General features: G+C 58.3%; 23 protein-coding genes. 10 read left to right on the top strand and 13 right to left on the bottom strand.

The window, feature by feature from the left end; translation table 11 throughout:
- The first annotated feature begins 80 nt into the window (after positions 1-80).
- From U9R61_RS07145 to mntA, 5 genes are all read left to right on the top strand, one after another.
- On the top strand, positions 81-809 hold the full coding sequence (locus U9R61_RS07145) for a carbon monoxide dehydrogenase subunit G (protein ID WP_322488127.1): 729 nt from the start codon (positions 81-83) through the stop codon (positions 807-809).
- Positions 810-1,182: 373 nt separating this feature from the next.
- A complete protein-coding gene (locus U9R61_RS07140) occupies positions 1,183-1,665 on the top strand; it encodes a (2Fe-2S)-binding protein (protein ID WP_322488126.1) in 483 nt (160 codons plus the stop codon).
- Between the two features lie 51 nt (positions 1,666-1,716).
- Positions 1,717-4,080, top strand: coding sequence for a xanthine dehydrogenase family protein molybdopterin-binding subunit (locus tag U9R61_RS07135; protein ID WP_322488125.1), 2,364 nt, complete (start codon positions 1,717-1,719; stop codon positions 4,078-4,080).
- Between the two features lie 65 nt (positions 4,081-4,145).
- Positions 4,146-5,006, top strand: coding sequence for a xanthine dehydrogenase family protein subunit M (locus U9R61_RS07130; protein ID WP_322488124.1), 861 nt, complete (start codon positions 4,146-4,148; stop codon positions 5,004-5,006).
- A 114-nt stretch (positions 5,007-5,120) separates the two neighbouring features.
- A complete protein-coding gene (gene mntA, locus U9R61_RS07125; protein WP_322488123.1) occupies positions 5,121-5,687 on the top strand; it encodes a type VII toxin-antitoxin system MntA family adenylyltransferase antitoxin in 567 nt (188 codons plus the stop codon).
- On the opposite strand, the gene U9R61_RS07120 is transcribed toward mntA, so the two are convergent.
- A complete protein-coding gene (locus tag U9R61_RS07120) occupies positions 5,669-6,676 on the bottom strand; it encodes a hypothetical protein (RefSeq protein ID WP_322488122.1) in 1,008 nt (335 codons plus the stop codon). The genes mntA and U9R61_RS07120 overlap by 19 nt on opposite strands.
- 445 nt (positions 6,677-7,121) lie before the next feature.
- Here U9R61_RS07120 and U9R61_RS07115 point away from each other — a divergent pair, with 445 nt between their 5' ends.
- Positions 7,122-7,709 carry a DoxX family membrane protein gene (locus tag U9R61_RS07115; RefSeq protein ID WP_322488121.1) on the top strand — a complete coding sequence of 196 codons (588 nt, stop codon included), beginning with the start codon at positions 7,122-7,124 and terminating at the stop codon, positions 7,707-7,709.
- Positions 7,710-7,764: 55 nt separating this feature from the next.
- Here the strand turns inward: U9R61_RS07115 and metG are convergent, their stop codons facing one another.
- Positions 7,765-9,567, bottom strand: coding sequence for a methionine--tRNA ligase (gene metG / locus U9R61_RS07110; protein WP_322488120.1), 1,803 nt, complete (start codon positions 9,565-9,567; stop codon positions 7,765-7,767).
- Positions 9,568-9,897: 330 nt separating this feature from the next.
- On the opposite strand from metG, the gene U9R61_RS07105 reads away from it, so the two are divergent.
- From U9R61_RS07105 to U9R61_RS07090, 4 genes are all read left to right on the top strand, one after another.
- Entirely contained in the window at positions 9,898-11,133 is a 1,236-nt protein-coding gene (locus U9R61_RS07105) for an SH3 domain-containing protein (protein WP_322488119.1), read from the top strand.
- Positions 11,130-11,984, top strand: coding sequence for an exonuclease domain-containing protein (locus tag U9R61_RS07100; protein ID WP_322488118.1), 855 nt, complete (start codon positions 11,130-11,132; stop codon positions 11,982-11,984). Before U9R61_RS07105 ends, U9R61_RS07100 begins: the two co-directional genes overlap by 4 nt.
- A 330-nt stretch (positions 11,985-12,314) precedes the next feature.
- Entirely contained in the window at positions 12,315-13,460 is a 1,146-nt protein-coding gene (gene rpoD, locus U9R61_RS07095) for an RNA polymerase sigma factor RpoD (protein ID WP_322488117.1), read from the top strand.
- Between the two features lie 81 nt (positions 13,461-13,541).
- Complete coding sequence (locus tag U9R61_RS07090; protein WP_322488116.1) at positions 13,542-14,444, top strand: DMT family transporter; 903 nt, start codon at positions 13,542-13,544, stop codon at positions 14,442-14,444.
- Positions 14,445-14,544: 100 nt separating this feature from the next.
- On the opposite strand, the gene U9R61_RS07085 is transcribed toward U9R61_RS07090, so the two are convergent.
- From U9R61_RS07085 to U9R61_RS07035, 11 genes are all read right to left on the bottom strand, one after another.
- The gene (locus tag U9R61_RS07085; RefSeq protein ID WP_322488115.1) at positions 14,545-15,345 is read right to left on the bottom strand and encodes a slipin family protein; all 801 of its coding nucleotides are present in this window, start codon (positions 15,343-15,345) and stop codon (positions 14,545-14,547) included.
- 68 nt (positions 15,346-15,413) lie between these two features.
- Positions 15,414-16,808 carry an NfeD family protein gene (locus tag U9R61_RS07080; protein WP_322488114.1) on the bottom strand — a complete coding sequence of 465 codons (1,395 nt, stop codon included), beginning with the start codon at positions 16,806-16,808 and terminating at the stop codon, positions 15,414-15,416.
- A gap of 104 nt (positions 16,809-16,912) precedes the next feature.
- Positions 16,913-17,128 carry a DUF951 domain-containing protein gene (locus U9R61_RS07075; RefSeq protein WP_322488113.1) on the bottom strand — a complete coding sequence of 72 codons (216 nt, stop codon included), beginning with the start codon at positions 17,126-17,128 and terminating at the stop codon, positions 16,913-16,915.
- A gap of 1 nt (position 17,129) precedes the next feature.
- Positions 17,130-18,326 carry a nucleoside triphosphate pyrophosphohydrolase gene (mazG, locus tag U9R61_RS07070; protein ID WP_322488112.1) on the bottom strand — a complete coding sequence of 399 codons (1,197 nt, stop codon included), beginning with the start codon at positions 18,324-18,326 and terminating at the stop codon, positions 17,130-17,132.
- Positions 18,323-19,231 (bottom strand): peptidylprolyl isomerase, encoded by a 909-nt coding sequence (locus U9R61_RS07065; protein ID WP_322488111.1) that lies wholly within the window; start codon positions 19,229-19,231, stop codon positions 18,323-18,325. Before U9R61_RS07065 ends, mazG begins: the two co-directional genes overlap by 4 nt.
- A gap of 63 nt (positions 19,232-19,294) precedes the next feature.
- Positions 19,295-21,118 (bottom strand): translation elongation factor 4, encoded by a 1,824-nt coding sequence (gene lepA, locus U9R61_RS07060; protein ID WP_322488110.1) that lies wholly within the window; start codon positions 21,116-21,118, stop codon positions 19,295-19,297.
- An 84-nt stretch (positions 21,119-21,202) separates the two neighbouring features.
- Complete coding sequence (locus U9R61_RS07055) at positions 21,203-21,325, bottom strand: hypothetical protein (protein WP_322488109.1); 123 nt, start codon at positions 21,323-21,325, stop codon at positions 21,203-21,205.
- The gene (locus U9R61_RS07050; protein ID WP_322488108.1) at positions 21,304-21,813 is read right to left on the bottom strand and encodes a hypothetical protein; all 510 of its coding nucleotides are present in this window, start codon (positions 21,811-21,813) and stop codon (positions 21,304-21,306) included. The genes U9R61_RS07055 and U9R61_RS07050 overlap by 22 nt, the downstream gene beginning before the upstream one ends.
- Before the next feature lie 59 nt (positions 21,814-21,872).
- On the bottom strand, positions 21,873-22,256 hold the full coding sequence (locus U9R61_RS07045) for an ATP-binding cassette domain-containing protein (protein ID WP_322488107.1): 384 nt from the start codon (positions 22,254-22,256) through the stop codon (positions 21,873-21,875).
- Positions 22,257-22,351: 95 nt separating this feature from the next.
- Complete coding sequence (locus U9R61_RS07040) at positions 22,352-23,290, bottom strand: diguanylate cyclase (protein WP_322488106.1); 939 nt, start codon at positions 23,288-23,290, stop codon at positions 22,352-22,354.
- A 57-nt stretch (positions 23,291-23,347) separates the two neighbouring features.
- Positions 23,348-26,215 (bottom strand): PAS domain S-box protein, encoded by a 2,868-nt coding sequence (locus U9R61_RS07035; RefSeq protein ID WP_322488105.1) that lies wholly within the window; start codon positions 26,213-26,215, stop codon positions 23,348-23,350.
- Positions 26,216-26,315: the final 100 nt, after the last annotated feature.

Raw genomic sequence — 26,315 nt, 5'->3', positions numbered from 1 at the left:
ATGGAACACACAAGGTATACTTGTCTTTCTACAGAGGTTGCCCAGCTCAATACCTCCGAACTGGGCAGCAAGGAGTCAGTGTGAAGATCGCCGGCAATTACACCTTTGCGGCTAGCCGTGATGAGGTGTGGGCTGCATTAAATGATCCGGAAGTTTTAGCCCGCACTATTCCCGGATGCCAACGTCTTGAACAAGTTGGCGAAAACGAATACGAGAGCACGCTGAAGATTGGCCTCCAAGCAGTGCGTGGCGTGTATAGCGGGCGGGTGAAGATCGACAATATTCAGGCGCCAGAGTCGTATGAGATTCACGTTGATGGCAAGGGAAGCAATGGCTTTCTGAAGGGTTCGGGCAGCATCACCCTTCGCGAAGAAAACGGCCAGACGATCCTCGATTACGGCGGCGAGGCGCATGTGGGAGGCACCATTGCCAGTGTTGGCCAGCGCCTGCTCGATGGCGCCGCCAAAACACTGATTGCGCAGAGCCTGAAGGCGCTTGCGGCCCAGATCGAAGCGCGGCGTGCCGGCAATGCTGCACCCGAACCGGTCGCTGCACCCGCACCCGAACCGGTCGCTGCACCCGCACCCGAACCAGCCGCCGCACCGACGCCTGCACCAGCCGCCGCGCCCGAACCGGCTGAGGCGACTGCTTTCCGGCGCACCATTCACGTGCCTGCCGGTGAAGGGCTGAGCGAGGTTGATGTCGCCCTTGGCGTCGTCGAAGATTTTCTGAAGGAGCGCCCATGGGTACCGTGGGTGATTGTTGCCTTCTTGCTTGGCTATTTGCTCGGCCAGCGCCGGTCTGGCTAAATGCCTGAACGCCAGCTCTGCTGATGATGGGCCGTGCAGAGAGCAAAACCAGTGTTCCGCGGGAATAGGCGAGGAGGGGGACAAAAGAGCAATTTACAACCCTAGAGGGACAAACAGAGCATTTGGCCGAGTGTAACGATGATCGCTGTGCAATGCCTGAAAGCTCGGTGGTGCGCTCCCCTCTCCCGTGTCGGTGGGAGAGGGGCTGGGGTGAGGGCCATCAGCCCACGCAGCGGGCTTCGTAACCCTAGCCCGGCAGACGTTCTGTCCGCCCTTAAACTTCCAACACGGGGTGTTGGGGAAGGTCTTAGCCGATTACCATCGTTCCATCCCGATCTGTAGTTCGTTTCGCAGTCAACGAGGAGGTTGGAGAGTGACAACGATTACGGTCACAGTCAACGGCGTTCGCTACACCAGCGAGGTTGAGCCGCGTGTGCTGCTAGTTCATTACCTGCGCGAGCACCTCAATCTGACCGGCACCCATATCGGGTGCGACACGAGCCAGTGCGGTGCCTGCGTCGTTCACATCAATGGGGTCAGTGTCAAGTCTTGTACCACACTGGCCGTTCAGTGTGATGGCGCCGAGATTACGACGATCGAAGGGCTAGCGCATAATGGCCAGCTCCATCCGCTACAAGAAGGTTTCTGGGAGAAACACGGCCTCCAGTGCGGGTTCTGCACCCCCGGCATGATTATGGCCGCCGCCGATCTGCTCAAGCGCAACCCTAATCCCACTGATGAAGATATCCGCCACGGTCTTGAAGGCAACCTCTGCCGCTGCACCGGCTACGAGAACATTGTCCGCGCAGTGCGCTACGCCGCCGAGAAGATGGCTAGCGCCCCAACCGCTGATTAATCGTTAATCCGTCCAGCAGGTATTCACAACGAACCTAGTGAGGAGTCGAGGATGACCGCTACTGAGATGAAGGAGCGACTGGTTGGGCGGGCGCTGAAGCGCCGGGAAGATCCGAAGCTGATTACCGGTCACGGCAATTATCTCGATGATATCAAGCTGCCCGGCATGCTGCACATCGCGTTGGTGCGCAGCCCCCATGCCCACGCTAAGATCGTTTCGATTGACGCGAGCAAGGCATTGGCAATGCCCGGTGTGGTCGCCGTCTTTACCGGCAAGGATATGCTCGATATCAATCCGATGCCGGCAGCATGGCAGGCGGCTGGGGTGAAGAATTATCCGGTGCCGCCGCGCGCGCTGGCCGTCGATAAGGTGGCGCTGGTGGGCGACCCGGTGGCAATGGTGGTGGCTGAAGATCGCTATACCGCTCGCGATGCGGCTGATGCGGTTGAAGTCGAGTACGAACCGCTGCCGGCAGTGGTCGATGCCCGCAAGGCGGTCGAACCCGGTGCATCCCAGATTCACGAGGCGGCGCCGAACAATATCGTGTTTGAGTGGGAGTGCGGCAATAAGGTGGCAGCCGACGCTGCGATTGCTAGCGCCGAGGTGGTGGTGAAAGAGGAGATTATTAACCAGCGCCTGATCCCCACCCCGATGGAGACCCGCGGCTCGATTGCCCGCTACGATGCCCTCACTGGCGAGTGGACGGTCTGGATGACCTCGCAGGCGCCGCACGTCCATCGCTTGCTGCTGACCGCCTTCGTCTTCGGCGTGCCCGAAACCAAGCTGCGCTGCATTGCCCCAAATGTCGGCGGCGGTTTTGGCCAGAAGATCTTCTGCTACAACGATATGGCCTTCACCATGTGGGCCGCGCGCAAGCTGGGCCGACCGGTGAAGTTTGTCGAAGACCGCTCCGAGAATTATAAGTATTCGACCCACGGGCGCGACCATATCACCGAGGCCGAACTGGCCGGCACTCGCGACGGTAAGATTACCGGTCTGCGCGTGAAGACGTGGGCGAATATCGGCGCGTATTTCTCGACTGTCGCAGCCGGCATCCCGACGACCCTCTACGGGCGCATTATCACCGGCGTCTACAAGATTCCGGCAGCTTATGTCCACGTTACCGGCGCGTATACCAACACCGCGATGGTTGATGCCTACCGCGGTGCTGGCCGGCCCGAAGCCAGCTATCTGATCGAGCGCATGGTCGATCGCTTTGCCGCCGAGATCGGGATGGATCCGGCGGAGGTGCGGCGCAAGAATTTCATCCAACCGGAAGACTTCCCCTACGATAACGGGTTGGGTTTGCTGCCTTACGATAGCGGCAACTACGAGCCAGCCTTGAATAAGGCGCTCGAAATCGCCGGCTACGCCGAGTTCCGCAAGCAGCAAGCCGAACTGCGCCAGCAGGGCCGTTATCTCGGCATCGGTATCTCGTCGTATGTTGAGATCTGCGGCATCGCGCCGAGCGCGTGGATGGGTGGTCAAGGTTGGGGCGCCGGCCTCTGGGAGAGCGCCAACGTCCGTGTCCATCTCACCGGCAAGGTGGTGGTGACCACCGGTTCGCTGCCACACGGGCAAGGGCTCGAGACGACTTTTGCCCAAATCGTGGCCGATGAGTTGGGGGTGCCCTACGAAGATGTCGAGGTGCAGTGGGGCGACACCCAAGGCACGCCGTTCGGCTACGGCACCTACGGCTCGCGCTCGCTGGCCGTCGGCGGGGTGGCGATTAAGCGCAGCGTCGACAAGATTAAAGAGAAGGCGCGCAAGCTGGCCGCTCACCTGTTGGAAGCCAACGAGGCCGATATTGTGTTCGAGAATGGCCGCGCGTATGTCAAAGGCTCACCCGACAAGGGCAAGACGATTGGCGAGCTGGCTGCCGCTGCCGCCGTCGCGTATAACCTACCTCCCGGCATGGAACCGTTCCTTGACGAGACCAGCTACTACGATCCGCCGAACTGCACCTTCCCCTTCGGCACCCACGTCTGTATCGTCGAGGTCGATCCTGAAACCGGCCACGTCAAGCTGTTGCGCTATATCGCCGTTGACGACTGCGGTAACCAGATTAACCCGCTGATCGTCGAAGGCCAGATTCACGGCGGCATTGCGCAAGGTCTTGCGCAGGCACTCTACGAAGGCGCGGTCTATGACGAAGACGGCCAGTTGCTGACCGGCACCCTCATGGACTATGCGGTGCCGACGGCGGCGATGGTGCCGCACATCGAGACTGACTATACCGTTACGCCGTCGCCGGTGAATCCGCTCGGCGTGAAGGGGGCCGGCGAGGCGGGCACGATTGCCTCGGCGCAGTGCGTGATGAACGCGATTATCGATGCGCTGGCGCCGTTCGGCGTCAAGCATCTGCAGATGCCAGCTACGCCGGAGCGGATCTGGAAGGCGATTCACGGGAAGTAAACGAGTGGAGTGCAGGCCCGGGGCAGGTTTGGCCTGCCCCTGCCGTAACGCATAAGGGAGCAACTATGATTCCAGCCCCATTTGATTATTACGCGCCAACCAGCCTCGCCGAGGCGCTGACGCTGTTGCAACAGCACGGCGACGATGCCAAGATTTTGGCCGGCGGCCACTCGCTGTTGCCGGCAATGAAGCTCCGTCTCGCTTCGCCGAGTGTGTTGATCGACATCAACCGGGTGGCGGAACTGCGCGGAATTAAGGTGAACGGGACGGTTGAGATCGGCGCGATGACGACGTGGAGCGCGATCGAGCACCACGCGGCGCTGGACAAGGCCTGCCCAGCGATGGCCGATGCGGTCGGCCTAATTGGTGACATTCAGGTGCGCAACCGCGGCACAATTGGCGGTTCGCTCGCCCACGCCGACCCCGCCGCTGATATGCCGGCAGTGATGCTGGCCGTCGATGCCCACATTCACGTCGAAGGCCCCAACGGCCCGCGCGCAATTGCCGCCGCCGATTTCTTCACCGATATGCTCAGCACGGCCCTCGAACCAGGTGAGATTATCACCTCGATCACCTTCAACAGCCACGGCCCCGGCGAAGGCTCGGCCTATGCCAAGTTCCCCCATCCGGCCAGCCGCTACGCGATCGTCGGCGCAGCCGCCTATGTCAAAATGGAAAACGGGCAGGTGACGGCGTGCCGGGTTGCGATCACCGGCGCCGGCCCCAAAGCCGAACGCCAGACCGCGGTCGAGCAAGCGCTGATCGGCACTGACAGCAGCACCGATGCGGTGGCCGCCGCCGCGGCCCATGCCGGCGAAGGTATGGATATGCTCGGTGACATCCACGCCAGCGAAGAGTATCGGCGAGCGATGTGTAAGGTCTATGCCAAGCGCGCCTTGCTCAAGGCGATCGAGCGGGCGCGGTAGCGCAATACCTAGCAGAAATTGAGGAGCGCAGCAAGCAAGGGCGGGTTTGCAACCCGCCCTTTCGACTCATAACTTCCGCTGGGGTGTAACAATCATCGTACCTGTTGGCCGGTCATGACATTCAATCACGTGCCAAACCCAATTACCGCTATCGCCCAACAATATCCCGCGATCCAGCTTGTCTACTTGTTTGGGGCGCGTGTCACCGGATCAATCGGGCCGATGAGCGATACCGATCTCGCAATCTTGTTCGATCACACAGCCTCAGAGCCGGCATTGCGCGCCGAGCTCACGCAGCGCTTGGCTGAGACACTTCATAGTGATGAGCTTGATATTGTTATCTTGAACCAAGCGCCGATTGAATTCGCCTACAGCGTTATTGCTGAGGGCATTGCATTATACCAACGTTCAATGCTTGAACGCATTGAATATGAAGCGAAGATTATAAGTCAATACTGCGATTATCTACCTGTCTTGCGCGCCCAATCCCGCACGATTATCGATGGAGCCGGTGATGAGCGTCGAATTCAGCGGTATCGGGCGGCGTATAGACGAACTCAACGAACGCTTGGCACGCTTGCCTCCATAATGCAGTTGAGTAAACCAACCCCCGTGCATCGGCATACCGCGCGGGGGTTCGATGCTTCAATGGCAACAAGGCATTATACCTTCTTAAAGTAGGCAATCGCCTTATTGCCGGATTGCACCCCTTCAATCGTCAGCGCATAAAGCCCCCGCGGCACATTCGGGCCTACTTGAAATGTGGCGAGGAACGTTCCATCGGGCTGAGCAACATCACTGCCGATAATCTGCACTCCTACCACCTCGCCAGTCGCCACCAATGTGAAGTAGGCGCCCAGCCGTTCTCCGGGGGTAAAGCCATACCCCAGCACGGTGACAACGACCGTGTCGTTCCCCCGAATACAGGCTGGATCAACGAACGCGTTTACCGGCGGCGGAATATCGGCGCAAGGATCAGCCGGCGGCGGGGTTGGGCGCGGCGTAGGTTGCGGCGTAAACGCCTCACGACCTAACAAGCCCAACAGCACCACATTCGGCCCTAGCCGAGAATGCAGCTCAAAGCGCGCTCGCTCAAACCATTGCGTCAGCACTGTGTCACCCGACGAGTTGGTTTCGACTCGCGCTTCAGTCAACGGCAAACCAAACAGGGCTAAGCTCTCGGCCTCACTAAAGCCACGCCGGCCATCGAATTCAAGACCATACGATTGCCAATAGCGCAAGAAGAGATCACACACCAGATGTTGGGTTTGGGCAAAGTAACGGCAGCCAACCTGCTGCGTCGTTGGCGCTTTCGGCTCGTTCTGCCACGGTGTGCCCCGCCGCTGCAACAGCTCATCACCCAACCGGCCTAACAGCACATCGTAGGGACGCGCGTTCTCTGGGTACAGCTCGAAGCGGTTACGCTCGAAGATTTGCACCAGCCGCACCTTGCCTTCCACCTCCTGCTGAAACGCAGGCGTGATCGGGAAGCCAAACACCGGCAAGCCACCATTCTGCTGCCAGTATTCAGCAAACCGGCCTTCGATGCAATCCGGCACTTCATTGAAGCAGATCCGGTTCTGCGCTTGCACCGACTCTGCTGGTACAAGCGCTGCCAACAGCGCTACCATCACGACGATTGTGCATCGGTACATCTGGTGTGACTTCATAGGAATCCTCCTTAATATTCGCTGACCAAATACAGAAATTAAAGATGATTAAAAGATGATTAAAATTGTACAAATTACAATGTCAGCAGACAATGTTTTAATTTAAAACTTTACGTTAATAAAATTTTACTAGGTTATTTGTAAAACTATTTATTTTTTAATTATTTATTAACTTTAGATTAAGGTAAATCTATTAAAAATAACTCTTTAATCTTATTACGATATCACACATATAAACTTTACCCAAAACCTTTCGCGCCGTTGCGTTCCACCCCCCTACATCGCTGCGCCCTTCGCGCCGTTGCGCTAACGGCCTATGGTAATTGGCATTTTCGATCACCAATTTCTTAACCACAAATTGTCATTTGTCTAGTCAAAAGTTGCCAATCCTTGCTATGATAATCACGAGAAATCGTTCACAAGCAACATGGCAAGGAGGCCAACGATGCTACCGAAAACCCCCGTCAACGAACGCGGCGAAGTCCAATTCCCCGATCCGCCCTTCGTCCAAATGCTTTTCAGCAGCACCAAGTTCGCGTGGTTGTTTCTGATTATCCGGCTATTCCTCGGCTATTCGTGGCTGACATCGGGTTGGGGGAAATTTAACAACCGGGCATGGATGGAAAGTGGCACGGCGCTGTTAGGGTTCTGGAAGAATGCAGTGGTGGTTCCTGAAACCGGACGCCCGCTGATCGCTTACGATTGGTATCGCTCGTTCATTCAATTCTTGATTGACACCGAGTCGCACACGTGGTTTGCCAAACTCGTCGTCTACGGCGAAATTCTGGTCGGCATCGGCTTGATTGTCGGCGGTTTGGTCGGGTTCTCGGCCTTCTTTGGGGCGCTGATGAACTTCAACTTTATGTTGGCCGGTACGGCTAGCACCAACCCAGTGATGTTCACCCTCGCTATCATCTTGATGTTGGGATGGAAGGTCGCCGGTTACTATGGACTTGATTACTATCTGTTGCCGTTGCTCGGCACACCGTGGGGTCGCAACAAACCGACCCGACCGGCAGCAGCGGCGGCGTGACAGAATGGTGACGTATGGAGGGGCCTTACCGTGCAAGGCCCCTTTCCACGTGCCATCACTTCGCCCGGCTTTGCATACGCGCTAGTTCCTCCTCAACCACCGCTTCATCAAGCTTCTTGAAGAGCGGCTGCGGCTGGCGCAAGACTTGCCCCACCGGCAAGGCCGATGGCTCCCAACGCCCGACCCACTGGTCGTAGTCGCCGGTGAGCACGCGGTGGGTGCGGCCATCGGCTTCGGTCACGTCTTGGAAGCGGAGCGGCCCGGCGATATAGCCGTCATAGCCCAAGTACTCATGCAGGCGCTGGCTTGAGAAGGGCAAGAAGGGGGTAAAGATGATCTTGAGCGTATCAACGCAGCGCAACGCGACGTACCAGATCGTCGCCGCGCGCTCGCGATCGCTCTTGATCACCTTCCACGGCTCTTGTTCGCTCAGGTAGATATTGACTTGGGCCGCCAGCCTCATCGCTTCGCTCAATGCAGCTTTGAACCGCGCCACCGCCAGCAATTCGCCCACCGCCTCGATCCCGCCGGTCACTTCGGCCAACACCTGCTCATCAGCCGCAGTGAGCGGGCCGGGTTGCGGCACGCTGCCAAAGTTCTTGTAAACGTTGCTGAGCGTGCGGTTGACGAGATTGCCCCACGTCGCCACCAATTCATCGTTGTTGCGCCGCACGAACTCGGCCCACGTGAAATCGGTGTCTTGATTTTCCGGCCCGGCGATGGTCAAGAAGTAGCGCAGCGCATCGGCGTCATAGCGGCTGAGAAAATCGTTGACATAGATCACAATCCCGCGCGAACTCGAAAACTTCTTGCCCTCCATGGTCAGAAATTCGCTCGACACAACATTGTAGGGCAGTTGCAGCGGGATGCCATCGTACTGGCCGCCCGGATTGGCGCCAAACTGGCCGCCCGCGCCGTAGCCAAGCAACATCGCCGGCCAGATCACAGTGTGAAAGACGATGTTGTCTTTGCCCATGAAGTAGAAGTGGCGTGAATCCGGGTTTTGCCACCACTCCCGCCATGCATCCGGCTCGCCGCGGTTGATCGCCCACTCAATGCTGGCCGAGAGATACCCAATCACGGCGTCAAACCAGACGTAAATCTTTTTGTCATCGCGGTTGGCGTATTCGGGCAGCGGGATCGGCACGCCCCACTCAAGATCGCGGGTGATCGCGCGCGGTTTGAGGTCTTTGAGGAAGTTGAGCGAGAAATTGCGCACGTTGGGCCGCCAGTGGCCTTGCTGGTCGATCCACGTGCGCAACTGCTCGGCAAAGGCCGGTAGGTCGAGGAAGAAGTGCTCGGTCGGCTTGAATACCGGTGGTTGGCCGTCAACCTTTGAGCGTGGGTTGATCAAGTCGGTCGGATCGAGCTGGCTGCCGCAGTTATCACACTGATCGCCGCGCGCTTCATCGTACCCGCAGATCGGGCAAGTCCCCTCGATATAGCGATCCGGCAACGTGCGCCCGGTCGTCGCCGAGAACGCGCCTAACGTTTCTTGGCGAATGATGTAGCCGCGTTCGTACAGGGTGCGGAAGATATCTTGCGTCACCGCATAGTGGTTGGACGTGGTGGTGCGGGTAAAGGTATCGTAGCTTAGCCCCAGATGGTACAAGTCATCGCCGATAATCTTGTTGTAGCGATCAGCGATCGCTTGCGGTGTTGTCCCCTCTTTATCGGCCACCAGCGTGATCGGCGTGCCATGCTCATCAGTGCCCGAAATCATCAGCACGCGATTCCCCCGCAACCGGTGATAACGGGCAAAAATATCAGCCGGTACGCCAAAACCGGCTACGTGGCCAATATGGCGCGGCCCATTGGCATACGGCCACGCTACCGCAACTAAAATATGCTCAGGCATAATCGCACCTCAAAATAAGCCTCAAACTGAACAGTTCTCTGGCGAAACAACCTGCAATCGAGCAGAGCCACCACACCTAAGGAACGCAACTGAGATTCAAAGAGGAGAAATGGCGGTTAGCCCGCCATAAAACCACGGGCAGTGAGGCGTAGACCGGGCCAGTGGGTCGGTCGAAAAGCGCAGCGAACCGTATTGTTTGCCAAACTGCGATTCATGCGAACTCCGCGCGCGTCAAGCGTAGCAAGAGGTAGTATAACACAGCCGATAGTTGCAGATAGCGCCAGATTCGCATATTATAAGCATCTGAAGCCATTGTGACTGAGGTTGCTCATGCAAACAACACTCAATCAGATATCACCACCCTTAGCGATTGGTCTCATCGTTCTCGGTCTCGTCATCATTCTGTTGGTAGTGGTGCTCATTCGCCGGCGGCGCGCTGCCAATCAGGCGCCACCGATTCCTGAGATTCCATCGGCCACCACCATTGACTATACTGCTGTGCCACTTGAAGAGCCGCAGAGTTGGCAAGATCGGCTGCGCAGTCTTTCGCTAGCGGCAAAGATTCTCTTTGTGCTCATTCCCATCTTGCTTTGTTTGGGGATTGGCGTACTCGTATTGAGCCTCAACAACGACAGCGTTGCCGAGCCGCCGCCAACCCCCACCCCTTCGCCAGTACCAATCACACTCACGATCGAAGATGCCACTGTCGTGCGGGCCGAACCGCCGACGATCAATATCCGGGTACGCAGCACCGGCCTTGCCGATGAGACTAAGTTGCAGGTGGAATTGCGCGCCGATGGCCAACCGTTACGCTGGATTGATCCGGCTCAGACGATCCGCATCCAGCGTGATCGCGGCGATCTGCGGGCAACGAAGCTGGCCGATGGCGACGCCACGCCAGCCGGCCCCCGCTACACGGTGTTTGTCAGCGCCACTGACGGCAGCGTCAGCGCCGAAGCTGAGTTGGTGATTCCGGAACGGTTTGCGGCAGCCTTTTACGGTGAAGTCGCCGCAGCGCCAACGGTTACTCCAACGGCTACGCCGGCGCCGGTTGTCCAAACTACCCCTACCCCGCCGCCAACGCCCACGGCCACTCCAACGCCAGCATTGCCCACCGGCCAGCCGGTGGCGGTCACGAACGGCGGCAATGTGCGCAAACTGCCCTTCCCCGGCATTAATAACATCATCGGCGGGATCAATGCTGGCGAACAAGTGCAAATCCTTGCCCGCACCCCCAACGCAGAGTGGTACTACGTGCGCACCATCCGCGACGAGATTGGCTGGGTCAGTCGCATCTTAATCGTGGTCACCGATCTGATCGCCGCCGAAACGCCGGTGGCGAATGTAGTGACGGTCTTCGTCAGTGGCCCGATCTATTTGGCGGCCGATCCAGCAAGTGCCCAAATCGATCGGGTCGAACGGAACGAAGTCGTTGAGCTGCTCGCGCGCACCGCCGACGGTTCGTGGTACCGGGTTCTGAACGTTCGCGACAAAGAGGGTTGGGTGCAAGCGGATCTGCTCGGTATCCCTGATGATGTCGTCCAGCAAGTGCCGGTCACACCATGAGCACGCTTGATCTCCAACAACCGCTGGCTGAGCTACCGCTGCTCTTTTTCGATGTCGAAACGACTGGTCTCGACATCCGTGATGGCCATCGGGTCTGCGAACTTGCCATGCTGCGCCGTGAGGGTGGTACCGAAACCGGCAGGATCGAAACCTTGCTCAATCCAGAGCGCGATCTCGATCCGCAAGCGGCGCAGATCAACGGTCTGCGCACCGAGGATTTGCTCATTGCGCCGCGATTTGCCGATATTGCCGGCCACGTAGTGCAGCTCAGCCGGGATGCGGTGCGCGTGGCGCACAACCTGCCGTTCGACGAGACCTTTCTCAATATGGAACTGGCGCGGGCAGGCTATCCGCCGCTTACCGGCCCGGTGCTTGATACGCTTGAGCTGGCGCGCCGGCTCGGCATTCGGCGTGGTTCGCTCAGTCTTGGCGCGCTGGCCAATGCCTTTGGCCTGCCAACGCCAACCCACCGGGCAATGGACGATGTGTTAACGCTGAACGCCCTCTTCGATCAGCTCGTCGCCAAGATGGCCGCGTATGGCGTCACCACCCTTGGCGACGCGCTCCGCTTTGCCCGCGGCCTCCTCCCCGGCCAGCCCGAACCGGAAGCGCCGCCGCCACTGGCCGAAGCGATGGCTAGCGGCAGCACCTTGCGCATTATCTACACCTCAAACAGCAGCCCCCAACCGACCGAACGGCGCATTCGACCGCTGGAACTCGTGGTTGAGCCAAGCGGCCTCAGCATCCGCGCCTTCTGCTACCTGCGCCACGATATTCGCAATTTTTTGCTTGCCAAAATTAGCGCCTATTTGCCCGATTCTCCTGCCGAATCAGACCAAAGAAGGGGTTGACTCCGGCGCGCAAAAAGTGCTATAGTACCCCTAGTTACGTCTAATGGGGTGCCACGTATGCGTCCCTCCATCGCAATGACAGCTTGGGGTTTGAGGGCATTCTCTCAACCCCATCTCTTTGCCAAAGCATAACGGAGAGCGCGACGTGTAAGGCCCGGCGTTTCAGACAGGTCGCTGAGGCCTTTCAGTTTTCCTGTGGCTAATGAGCCAGACAGTTGCAGCAGCCCGCCGTCGCCACGACGGCCTAGTGATGGTGTCATACCGGCCTGACGCCATCAACTGAGTACTGGTTGAAAGATGTTGAGCAAAGCTACACCGGAGTCAGAGGCGATGATCGAGCAACTGCTCGCCGCAGCACGGGTGCGCGGGTATATTACCCACGCCGACATTCTTGCTACCTTTCCTCACCCTGAGCACGACATTGCCGAGATTGATCAGCTCTATGCAATGCTGCAAGCCGAGGGGATCAAAGTCGTCGAGTCAACTGATGAGCTTGAAGGGCCGACTGATTTTGAACCAGATGTAGAGCATGAATTAATTGCCGAATTGCCCGATCTCGGTGATATTGCATTTGATGATCCGGTGCGGATGTATTTGCAAGAGATTGGGCAAGTGCCGCTCCTGACCGCTGAGCAAGAGGTCGAATTAGCCAAGGCGATGGAGGCCGGAGCTGCGGCTCGCCAACGGCTCGATCGTGAAGAGTATGCTTCTGCCCGCGAACGTTTTGAATTGGAGCGCGCTGTTCAGCAAGGGCAAGATGCGCGCCATCACTTGATTCAGGCCAATTTGCGGCTCGTCGTGAGCATTGCCAAGAAATATACCTCGTATGGCCTGACGATGATGGATTTGGTGCAAGAGGGCAATATTGGCCTGATGCGGGCAGTTGAGAAGTTTGATTACAAGAAGGGCCACAAGTTCAGCACCTACGCGACGTGGTGGATCCGGCAGGCGATTACCCGCGCCATCGCCGATCAGAGCCGCACCATCCGTTTGCCGGTGCATATGGGAGAAGCCATCAGCCAAGTCAAGCGCACCTCGCACCGCCTCCAGCAGACGATGCAACGCGAGCCGACCCCAGAAGAGATTGCCGATGCGATGGGCATTTCGGCGGGCAAGGTGCGTCGCACACTTGAAGCCAGTATGCACCCGCTCTCGCTGGAGATGCCGGTCGGCCAAGAGGGCGAAGGCCGCATGGGTGATTTTATCGAAGACGATCGCATCTCGACTCCGGCTGAAGCGGCGACGGCCTCATTGCTGCGCGAACAACTTGAAGAGGTGCTGATGAAGCTGCCTGAGCGCGAGCGCAAGATTATCCAATTGCGCTACGGTCTCAAGGATGGCCGCTACCGCACTCTCGAAGAGGTTGGGATCGAGTTTGGCATCACCCGCGAGCGCATCCGCCAAATTGAGGCGGTGGCGTTACGCAAGCTCCGCCACCCACACCTCGGCAAGAAATTGCGCGGCTATCTCGATTAAGCAGGTCTGCGTCTGGCATAGCCACCCCCGTGAGCTTAACGGGGGCGGTTGGTTTGTGTTTCGCTGTGTTGACGAAAGAACATGACCGCTATGCATCGCCTTGATGAAGCGCAACGACCCTTTGATGTGGCGATGGTGGTCATCGCTGCGCTGACGTGGGGAACGATCGGGGTGGCCATAGGCTGGCTCTACCGCGTCGCTGACACCAACTCGCTCTCGATTGGCTTCTTGCGGCTGCTGCTCTCGGCGCCGGTGTTGCTCATCACTGCCCGCCTGCTTGCCGGCCCACAAGCGTTTCGTATCCAACCGCGCCATCGTTGGACGCTGGCCCTGATCGGGGGCGCGTTTGCCGGGTATCAGGTTGCCTACTTCGCCGCAATTCCTTATCTCGGCGTGGCGGCAGCGGTCTTGATCAACATTTGCAGCGCGCCGATCTTTACCGCCTTGTTAGCGCGCGCCTTGCTCGGCGAGCGGCTGCGCGCCAGCACGTGGCTAGCGGTTGGCGGCGCTGTGCTCGGCGCGGGGTTGCTAGTCGGCGGCGCGCCACAGGTGCAGTCAACCGCTGATTTGCTGATCGGCGCGGCCCTGGCACTGACCGCCGGCTTCTCGTACAGTTTGGTCGTGCTCGGCGCGCGCCTGATCGCTGCCAATTACCATCCGGTGGTGCCGGTGGCGCTATCGTTTGCGCTGGGCGCGCTCTTGCTCTTGCCCGCCGCCCTTACCACCGGCTTAGCAATTGATTATCCGCCATTAGGCTGGTTGGTGTTGATCTATCTCAGCATTGTGCCGACGGCCTTGGCCTACGCGCTCTATGTGCGCGGGATGCGCAGCGTGCGCGCCACCACAGCGGCTACGATCACGTTGCTCGAGCCGCTCGGTTCGGCGCTCTTGGCCATTCTCCTACTCGGCGAACGATTCACCACCACCGGTATGGTAGGCGCTGCGTTGCTGATTGCCAGTATCGTGGTCATTGCCCGACGATAGGGACGATGGACGCATCGTCCCTACCACTCCTGCATAGCAGACCTCATCATTAGCCGGGAAACGGCTTTGTGTCGCAGAGAACGGCGCGCGCCGCCTTTTCTTAATCCGCCGAACGGCGCACGTCATTATTGACCGGATTGCTAGGCGTCACAAACGCCTTGAGCGTATCGATCGGCAAGGGGAAGATAATTGTGCTGTTCTTCTCGGTAGCGATTTCAGTCAAGGTTTGCAGATAGCGTAATTGCAACGTCACCGGCTCGCTGGCCAGCACTTTTGCGGCTTCGGCCAGCGTGCGCGACGCTTGCAACTCACCATCGGCGTGGATGAGCTTGGCTCGCTTTTCGCGCTCGGCCTCGGCTTGACGGGCCATCGCCCGCTGCATGTTCTGCGGCAGCTCCACATCTTTCACTTCCACGATCGTCACCTTGATCCCCCACGGCTCGGTCTGCTCATCGATAATCTGTTGCAGCTTCTGGTTAATCTTCTCGCGCTGCGCTAACATCTCATCGAGTTCGACTTGGCCAACCACGCTGCGCAGCGTCGTCTGCGCGATCTGCATCGTGGCCCGGATGTAATCCATCACCTTAGTGACGGCCCAGTTGGGATTGATAACTTGGAAGTAGAGCACCGCGTTGACCTTGATCGTGACGTTATCGAGCGTGATAACCTCTTGCACCGGCACATCCATCGTGATGACACGCATATCGATCCGCACCATACGCTCGAAGACCGGGATCACGAAGAAGATACCCGGCCCGCGCGGCCCCATCAACCGGCCTAACCGGAAGATCACACCCCGCTCGTATTCCGGCACAATCTTGATCGCCGAGAGCAAGATCATCAACGCGATAAACGCTAATACCGCCAGACAGGCCAAGAGGAAAAATGTGAGACCACTCATGCCCTAACCCCTTTCCGTAAGAAATCTCTGAAGCGGCGCACTGACGTGCGACGCACGGCCACACACCGCTACGACGACGGCAACGACAATTCAGACTGTTCCAGCCGCCGGACGGTCAGCCGCAGCGCATAAATCCCAGTGACCCGCACAAACTCGCCCTCTTCAGCAGTGCCGTTTTCACACACTGCCCGCCAGAGCGCACCCTCCACGAACACCATTCCTTCTGGATCAAGACGCTTACGCACCTCGGCCAACCGCCCAATCAACCCTTCTTGGCCAGTGGTCACTGGCCGGCTACGCGAGCGTAACGCCAGCCACACCCCAGTCATCGCGAAGATCGCAATCAGCACTGCTACCAGAATGATCACCCACAACGCTACCGCAACTCCGGGCGCTTGCGTTGCATCGAACAGCGTTAATGCGCTGGCGATCATAACTCCCACCCCAATCACAGTCAGGGTTCCATGCGACGGAACGAAGAGATCGGCTGCGACTAACCCAAAGGCGATCAGGATTCCAATCACGCTCAGCCACTGCACCGGCAGTGCGATCATACCAATCATAGCGCCAACCAGCAGCAACACACCTAAGCCGGCTAGAATGCCGACCGTCGGGCTGAGAAACTCGGCATAGAAGGCTAGACCGGCCATAATGAGCAGGATAAAGACGATGGTTGGGTTGACCAAGACTAACAACGCCGCTTCAAGCAGATTCACCTCTACTACCAAGGGACGGCTGCCAAGGGTTGCGAGGACGATTTGTGAGCCATCGGCCAGCGTCACTGAGCGACCTTCCAACCGTTGCAACAACTCGGTGCGATCACGGGCCACGAAATCAATTAACGGCGGATTTGACTCAATTGCCTGTGCAGCAGTCGCGATAAAACCGCTGCGCAGCGCCGTTTCAGCCCAATCGACATTACGGTTGCGCGTCGCACCCCACGTTTCAAATTGTTGCAACTGTTCACCCAGCAGCAAATCCTGCGTCGCCTCACCGACACCCATCGTTGGCACAAATAACGGCGCGGCAATCCCAAACCGGCTATCCGGCGCCATCGCCGCCACATGGGCCGCTGGCAACAACCACGAGCCAGCCGCGCCAGCGTTATGTCCAGCAGGACTGACATAGACAACCACCGGCACCCGCGCCGATGCAATATCGTTCGCCAACGCGCGCGCCTCTTGCAATACCGCACCGCGTGGGGTCAACTGAATAATCAACGCCTGTGCCTGAGCCGCTTCCGCCTCACGCAACGCACGGCGAATATAGCCAGCGGCATAACTGCTCAACACGCCATCGTACTCAACCAGATAGACTGGCCGCACTGACTGGGCCGTGGCGCCAGAAGCCAGCCACAGCCATATTACGCCAAATAGCAACGCCCGGCTTACCAGCGTTGTGATGTTCACAAGGAACGATGACTTGCGATAACGCACTTGGAAGAGCAGACCGAAGGTTCGCATAGTGTGTATCGATGCAATATAATGGCGACATTGCCATCATACCGCGTTTAGCAAGGTTGTCAACGAACACACCCATCAAGGAACAAACAAATAACCCTATTCGGTTATTCGTTCCCCCATTCGTTGTCCCCTTGCACAATAAACCGTTTGATCCGGCGTTCGAGCTCAGTCCGCGGCAACAGCACCCGCCGGCCACACGTTTCGCAGCGCAGACCAATATCGGCGCCAAGACGCACAATCCGCCATGTATCGCCGCCGCAGGCATGCGGCTTGCGCAACTGCACCACATCGTTCAGATAGAGTGGTATCGGCGGCGACATCCTACTGTCCATCACTGCGCGCTTTGGCTGCCGCCCACCATGCCATCATGTCGACAAGCGTGCAATCACGTAGCGCCCGCCCGCTTGCGGCAGCCATCTGCTCGACCACTTGGAAGCGTCGCTTGTAGCGAGCATTGGCTTCCCGCAAGGCAGTTTCGGCGTCGATATGCAGCCAATGGGCCAGCGTGGCGATAGCAAACAACAGATCGCCGGTTTCAGCCATCTGGGCAGTTGGGTCGCTGGCCTCCCGCAGCTCGGCTATCTCTTCGGCGACTTTCGCCCACACGTGATCGATCGCTTCCCACGTAAAACCGGCCCGAATCGCTTTCCGCGCCAATGCTTGGGCAGCGGCCAAGGCCGGCAACGCTGCCGGTACGCCATCGAGCGCGCTAGACCGCGTTTTGCCCTTGGCCGCCAACTCTTGGGCCTTGAGCGCCTCCCAGTTCCGCAACACCTGCCCGGCATCAGCAACATCGGTTGTGCCGAACACGTGGGGATGGCGGAAGACGAGCTTATCGGCAATGTGCTGTACTACCTCTTCGAGCGAAAAGTGGCCGGCTTGGCGCGCCATCTCGCTATGCACGGCGACTTGCAACAAGACATCGCCTAACTCTTCGCGTAGCAACGCCATGTCACCGGCATCGAGCGCCTCCAGCGCCTCGTAAACCTCTTCGAGCAAGGCGCTGCGCAAGGTCTGATGGGTCTGGCGCACATCCCACGGGCAACCGTCAGGGCCAAGCAAGCGTGTCACCACCCAGCGTAGGCGATCGAAGCCGCGCCGGTCTTCAGCTATCGCCAGCGCCGGCACGATCAGGGCCAGTGCCGACGTCGGCGGCAAGACCGTTGTCGCCAACTCAGCTAGCGCCAACGGCACGATGCGCTCATCCGGCACAAGCACCAGCGTGAGCGGATGGTGCGGCGGGTAGTGTTCCAGCAACAGTGAGGCCAGCGCCGGCAGATCAAACGCGGCAGCCTCACCCCACAGTAAGGCCGGCGCGTGCGGAGCCAGCGGGTAGGGCACACGCGGCGGGTGATACGAACCCAATCCTTGCTGTTCGACCCACGGCGCCACCTTCGTTGCCGCCGGCACAACCGGCGGCTGCAGCAACCGCTCAACAGCCCACACCTGCATTGCCGCCGGGTCGATCAAACCCCGTGCCAGCGCCGCGTTCAGTAAGGCGGTCAACGTGGCGTTCATGGCGTCTCAGGGAATGGGATCGGCAGCGCATTGGGGTCGAAACCGGCGGCAATCTGCAACTCGCCGCTCCGCTCGGCTTGCCGACGCAACTCTTCGTACCACGGTACAAAGGTCTCTTGGTAGAACTGGCCGGCATTCTGGCGCGTGCGCAGTTGTTCAAACGAGTCGAACGGGCGTTGCAATTCGCGTTCGAGCACCTCAACCACATGAAAGCCGAAGTCGGTTTGCACAATCTGCGGGGTATTCAGCGGCATGGTAAAGATAGCTTCTTCAAACTGCGGCACAAAATCGCCGCGGGTCACCCACCCCAAGTCGCCGCCGTTGGCCGCCAAACCGTTATCGCGCGAGCGAGTCGCCGCGAGCGTGGCAAAATCGGCACCGGCCTGCAGCTCGGCCAAAATCGCCTGCGCCGTCGCTTCATCACTCACTAAAATATGGCGCGCGCGGGCCATATCAGCGCGGGTATTGCGCGCAATCACTTCAAACACGATCTGCTCGCGCGCCAGTGTACTGCGTAGCTCACTCGCCTCAACCGGATCGGCATCAGCCGGCAACCGGCTAAACACCACCTCATCAAGCGCCGCCGGATCAACACCCATACCATGCTGGCGGGCATAATTCAGCAGCAACTCATTCTGAATCATCTGTTCAAAAATCTGCCGACGCAGATCGTTCTCAACCACAATCTGCTCAATCTGCTCGCGGGTCTGGCCAGCAGCCAGCGCATTGGCCACGCCATCACCAATAGCACGCTTGATTTCGGTATTCACATCGGCCACGGTATAGACCTGCGTACCCAGCCGAAACGCGACCGGCGAACCGGCATCTTCCCACTGGCGGCCATTCGCCACGCTCTGGCAACCCACCAGCAGCAAGAGAGCAAACAACCAGATCAGGCGACGCATTATGTTATTCTCCGCATCTCAAATCGGTACGGGCACAGCGCCGCTGTGCCCCTTCACTCTGCCCTATCGCTCCCGCTCGTTCCCCGACTCATTCAGCGACAAGATCGCCATAAACGCCTCTTGCGGAATCTCGACGCTGCCAACCATCTTCATGCGCTTCTTGCCCTCTTTCTGCTTTTCGAGCAGTTTGCGCTTGCGGGTCACGTCACCGCCGTAACACTTGGCCAACACATCTTTGCGCATGGCACGGATGGTCTCGCGGGCAATGATTTTCGAGCCGATTGCTGCCTGAATCGGTACTTCAAACATCTGGCGTGGGATCAATTGGCGCAGCCGTTCCACCAGATCGCGCCCGCGCTGATAGGCAAAATCGCGATGCACGATCAGCGACAGCGCATCAACCGGCTGGCCGTTGACCAAAATATCGAGCTTGACCAGATCAGCCTCTTGGTAGCCGGCCAGATGGTAATCAAGCGAAGCGTAGCCTTGCGTGCGGCTCTTGAGTTGATCGTAGAAATCGATCACAATCTCGGCCAGCGGCATGCGGTACTTCAAGAGCACCCGCGTCGGGTCGAGATAATCCATACTGAGAAAGACGCCGCGGCGGGTCGTCACCAGATCCATAATCGTGCCGATGTAGCGCACCGGCGCAATCACGCTAATTTCGACCACCGGCTCTTCGATTGCCTCGATCCGCGACAGATCGGGCATCTCGGAGGGGTTGGCGACTGTGACAATCTCGCCATCGGACAGCAAGACCTGATACTCTACTGAGGGCGCGGTAATCAGCAGATCGAGCTTATACTCGCGTTCGAGCCGCTCACGGACAATCTCCATGTGGAGCAGGCCGAGGAAGCCGCAGCGAAAGCCAAAGCCGAGCGCCGCCGAGCTTTCGGGTTGGAACGAGAGCGCGGCATCGTTGAGTTTGAGCCGTTCGAGCGCCTCGCGCAACTCAGGGTAGGCGTTTGAGTCGATCGGGTAGAGACCGGCAAACACCATCGGCTTGGCCGGACGATAACCGGGGAGCGGTTCGCTGGACGGATTCTCAGCCAGCGTGATCGTATCGCCAACTTGACAATCGGCCACGCTCTTAAGGCCGGTCGCAATATAGCCTACCTCGCCGGCGACCAACTCGTTCAACGGCGTCATCGCCGGGCGGAAGATACCGAGTTCGAGCGTTTCGGCTTGGGCGCCGGTACCCATAAATCGCACCCGGTCACGGCCAGTAAAGACGCCATCAACCACCCGCACATAGGCGATCACACCCTTATACGGATCGTAGTGCGAGTCGAAGATCAGGGCGCGGGCCGGCTGCTGGCGCTGGCCGCGCGGCGGCGGGATGCGCTTGACAATCGCTTCGAGAATCTCCGGCACGCCGATGCCCTCTTTGGCCGAGGCAAAGATGGCTTCTTCGGCAGGGATGCCGATCACTGACTCGATCTCTTGCGCGACCTCTTCGGGGTGTGCGCCAGGCAGATCGATCTTGTTGACAACCGGAATGATCACGAGATCGTTTTCCAGCGCCAGATAGGTATTGGCGAGAGTTTGAGCTTCGATGCCTTGCGAGGCGTCAACGACCAGCAACGCACCTTCGCAGGCGGCCAGCGACCGGTTGACCTCGTAGCTAAAATCAACGTGGCCGGGAGTATCGATCAAGTTCAGTTGATACAACTGACCATCGGCAGCACGGTATTCCATACGCACCGGCTTCAGCTTGATCGTAATCCCCTTTTCGCGCTCAAGATCGAGCGAGTCGAGCAACTGCTCGCGCTGCTCGCGTTCGGTAATCGTGCGCGTCAGCTCAAGCAGGCGGTCGCTCAACGTCGTCTTGCCATGATCGACGTGGGCAATAATGCTGAAATTACGGATGTGGAGTTGATCTGACATATATGCTTCAACCGGCGGCGAAACCTCATATAGTGCAGTACGTCTGCTAGGAAGTATACCATAGCCGCAGTCACGCCGGCGTCATCAGCGGCTCACCCATCGCATCCACGGCCAAGCCCCCACCGTCACATCACGCCGGTCGAAGCTAATGACGGCAAGGCCATACCAGACCAGCGCCGCCACCGTCAAGATGGCGAGGTCGCCCAACGCCGGCCCATCATTGAGCGTCTCCGGCGTGACGGGGCGATAGTGGAACGGTGAGAATGGGCGCAGCCATTTTCGAGCGTGAGCGGCATGGTCTCGAGCTCGATCGCTCCCAAATCACCGTCAATCCGCAGCACGTGCGCCAAGTTCTCGCGCACCTTCAGCATCACCTCACCCTCGCCGTAGACTAGCTCGGTCACACCGGGGAGGAAGGCCGCCGGCGGGATCGGCTGGGCAAAACGCAAGCGCAAGCGATACACCTGCTGGCGCTGCAACAACGCATCAACCCGCTCAACCGCTGCCAGCCTGCCGACGCGAATAATCCCGACCCGGTCACAGACTGTCTGCACTTCAGGCAAGATATGCGACGAAAAGAAGACGGTGCGCCCCTCGGCGCGGGCCGCGCGCACCAATTCGATCGCCGTCTGCTGGACGAGCGGATCGAGGCCGCCGGTCGGCTCATCGAGGATGAGCACTTGTGAACGAAACATGAAGGTCGCGATCAGGCCCACTTTCTGTTTGTTGCCCCGCGAATAGGTACACGCATTGGTCAGTCGAGGTCGAGATCAAGCTGGTCGCACAGCCGAGCAAGATAGGCGGCTTCAACAACGCGGCCACGGGCAGCATCGAGTATAGCGAGATACTGGCGCGCCGTCAGACTGGCCGGTAAACTCAGCTCGCCGGGCAGATACCCAACCTGCCGGCGAATCTGCGGCCCCTCGCGCCAGCAATCCCGGCCAAAGATCAACGACTGCCCGCGGGTAGGCCGGATAATATCCAGCAACACCCGCAGCGTCGTCGTCTTGCCAGCGCCATTGGGGCCAAGAAAACCGAACACCTCGCCGGGTTCAACGGTCAGATTGAGGTCTTCAACCCCGCACCGCTGGCCGTAGTAGACGGTCAGGTCACGCAATTCGATCACCGGGGTCGCCATGCCAAGATCCTCGTTGCTCCCATACCAACTCACGCCTTGCACACCGCACGATCATCGTTCGACAAATACTCTTGCCCCCAGAGATAATGACTACTTCACACCCCCACTACACAATTGCGCCCCTGCCGCTTAGCCGCATAGAGGGCTTGATCAGCCCGATCGATCAAGCGTTCAATCAAGGTATCAGCGGGCTGCCGGCCAGCCACGCCGGCACTGATCGTCACCGTTATATCGCCTTGTTCAGTGCCCACGCGCAGATCGGCGATCGCAGCGCGCAACCGCTCAGCCAGACTCAACCCCGACGACATATCGGTATTCGGCAAGAGCAAGATAAACTCTTCGCCGCCAAAGCGGCCAATGCAATCGGCTGCCCGGATCTGGCGCGCTGCCGTCTGGGCCACTGCGCGTAAGACCTGATCGCCGATCAGATGGCCATATCGATCATTCACTTGCTTGAAGTGATCAACATCGAACATGCAGATGGCCAGCGCCTGATCGTAACGAGTGGCAATAGCAAACTCGTGGGTGGCCAATTCGTAGAAGCGGCTACGATTGTACACACCGGTCAACCAATCGATCCGGGCCAATTCAGCTTCACGGGCCAACGCCCGTTGCAACTCGTGGTTAGCCATTTCCAAGGCGGTACGTGCTTGGGCCAACGCCAGATGCGTGCGCACCCGCGCCAACACCTCGGCCGGCTGAAATGGCTTGGTCACATAATCCACCCCGCCGCATTCAAACGCGCGCACCTTGCCATCGATATCATCGAGCGCACTGATGAAAATGATCGGGATGGAGCTCGTTTCCGGATCAGCCTTCAGCTCGCGGCAAACGGTATACCCATCCTTATCCGGCATCCGAATATCAAGCAGGATGAGATCGGGCCGGATGGCGCGAGCAGTGGCTAACACTATAGCGCCTTGGGTAACCGGACGCACATCGTATGACTGACCATCAAGCAACTGGGTCAGCAACAACAAATTAGCCGGGATATCGTCAACAATCAGGATAGTTGGCAAACGATTATGAGACATGGTGATATCATTCGCTATGATTGAGTCTTCAACAATCACGTTGCGTAGATACTAGCATTACAATACAACACGGCTTTGCGGCTGCACATTCGCCAATGTTTCAGCCCAAACTATAATCGCCTGATAATCAAACGACTCAATCCATTGGTGCAATTGGCGCGCATCATCAGGGCGATCAGACTCGATTTGTGCGATCAAGGCTTGCAAGCGCCGAAAGTTGGCTTCACGAGCCGCTTGCAGCAACGCTTGGCGCCACTCAACATAGTAGCCCTGCTCATCAATGGCTGTAACCGGCATCGTAAAGGCTGCTGGCTCAGCATATTCAAACTGCACATGGAGGTGTTGCTCGATCAATCGCACCACATCGCCCTCGCGAAATGGCTTGACGAGGAAATCATCGCAACCCGCCTCCAGCACACTGGATGGCGCATTTCCGAACACATGGGCCGACATTGCCACAATGAAGGGTCGGAGCAACCCCGGCGTATGGGTACACGTATCGCGAATCTGGCGCGCTACGGCGAGACCATCGACACGCGGCATGCGCACATCTAGCCAGATCATATGTGGTTGCCAGACGCGCCACACAGCTAATGCTGCTTGGCCATCGGCAACCGATTGCACGACAAAACCCAGCCGGTGCAGCAGCGTGACCAACAGCAAGGCACTGGCCGGTTGATCATCCGCCACCAACATCCGGTAGATAGGCTGGCCGGCCCGGAGAGATACCGCCTGCAGTGCTGGCGTTTTTTCAGGCAATGCTACGAGCGCAGCAGTATTCGGTGTCTGCAACGGCAGTGCTAGGGTACAGCGAGCGCCGCACCCAACCCCCTCGCTGTAAACGGTGAGATCACCGCCCATCAAGCGCGCTAACTCATAACTGATGCTCAAGCCTAATCCTACTCCATTGGCGTTCGGTGCAGATTGTTGCCCCTGAAAGAATGGCCGGAAGAGCTGCGGTTGGTCAAGGGGCGATATGCCAATACCCGTATCTTCGACCACAAACAGCATCCGTGTGGATTGCGCAAGCTCAACGCGCAACTGCACCATACCGTGATTGGTGAACTTAATGGCATTGCTCAACAAGTTGATCAAAATCTGGCGTACTTTTGCTTCATCGCTTACAATCACTGGCGGAATCTCAGGAGCGCATGTTACTGTGAAACACAATTGTTTCGCTGCGGCCCGCGGGCGAAACAGGGTTTGCAGATCGGCGATCAGTTGGCGGACATCGAGCGGCGCTGCGGTATAGGTGTAACGTCCGGCTTCAATTTTGGCCAAATCGAGTACATCATTGATTAATTTCAGCAAATGTTCGCCGCTGCGATTGATAATGTCGAGATATTCACGTTGGGTAGCGGTCAGATTACTATCACGACCTAACAACTGCGCAAAACCTAAGACCGCATGCAACGGGGTGCGTAACTCGTGGCTGACATTGGTCAAAAAAGTGCTCTTGGCCCGATTGGCCGCCTCGGCCTGCTGGCGGGCAAGACGCAGTTCGATTTCGGCTTGCTTACGCACAGTAATATCACGCGCCACGCCGAGCACCACCAGCCGGCCCTCTTCATCGCGCACAAATGAGGTGACAATCTCGGCATGCACAATGCGACCATCGCGATGCACGAGATCGATCTCTGCCGTCCACGGCGGTGCGGCAATAAGATCGTCACCATCCCACTCGTGCAACATATCGTCCAACGCCGCTTGGACATGCCGGGCCGAATTGGGTGCCAAGAAGTCGGTAAATGAGAATGCTAACGCCTCGGTCGCCGAGTACCCTATCAGCTTGCTGACCGATGGGCTGAAGAAGGTGAACTGAGCTGTTTGCGTATCGAGCAACCAGATCACGTCGGTGGCATTTTCGGCAATCAAGCGATAGCGCGCATCGCTGCGCCGCAAGGCTTCTTCCATCTGTTTACGTTCGGTAATGTCGTGAATGATGCTGATCGCATGCGGCACCCCGCGAATCATCACGGTCTGCGAAGAGAGCAGGCATGTGCGCAGCTCGCCATCGCGCCGGCGGAATTGGAATTCAAGCCCAACGCAATACCCATCACGCCGCATCAACTCCACCCAGTGCCGCCGATCTTCCGGCGAACGCCAGATGTTGAGCGTTAGCCCGTCTTTGCCCAAGACCTCTTCCGCCGAGTATCCGCTGATCGTCGTAAAGCTGCGATTGACTTTCACGAACACGCCATCGGTCAAGCGCGACAGCAAGACGGCATCCGGTTGCGCACCAAAGACGTGTTCCAGTTGTTGCAGCGCATCGCGTTGCCCGATGACTAGCTCGCGATTGACCAACAAGATCAGGCCAAACGTCCAGAGAGTAGTTGTTGCGATTGCGATGAGATAGGTAGCGGTTTGCCATGGCGGCGAGACAACCAGCCAGTTGACTTCGGTCGCCGAGGAGATACCGCGCAGGGCAAAAAACACCCCATTGGCAAAGAAGACGATCGCAAGAAACAACACCAGCGAGTGGAAATCGGGGCGCGATTCACGCAAGAAACGCAAGCCAATCAAAAGAGAACAGATCGCTACCACGACTGAAAAGAGGATGCGACGCAACGGCGGCATATCGCCGGTTGACGCTAACAACAGATTGGCAATCAGAATAAGGAGCCAAATCAGCAGCAAGCGACGCAGATGGCCTCGATCGCCGAAAAACTGCTCCACACCGTGGTAGAGCAACAGCATGCCGCCACCCACCATTGCATTACTTACAGCATGCAATACGAGCGGCACTTTGGCAACATCGCGCAAGGTGGTGATGAGCAAGCCAAACGCTAACACCCCCATTCCTGCAGCCCACCACACCGGGCCGACCCGCCCGCGATTAGCCAGCGCCAAGCCGATCAAGGCGGCGCATTGCAAGACATTTGCAAGGCTGAGGGCAATGGATAAGGTTAACAGATCGACCGTCATGCAATGCTCCGGTTGTCCCGCCTAAGATTGATTACAGATATTGTAGCGTGAATGAATAGTATTTGCCTGCACTGGCTGATGAAATTACTGCTGTGAAAAG

The organism is Chloroflexus sp., assembly GCF_034431535.1.
Taxonomy (GTDB): Bacteria; Chloroflexota; Chloroflexia; order Chloroflexales; family Chloroflexaceae; genus Chloroflexus.
The sequence above is the reverse complement of the archived record's forward strand: the minus strand, read 5'-3'. Positions and strand labels throughout refer to the sequence as shown.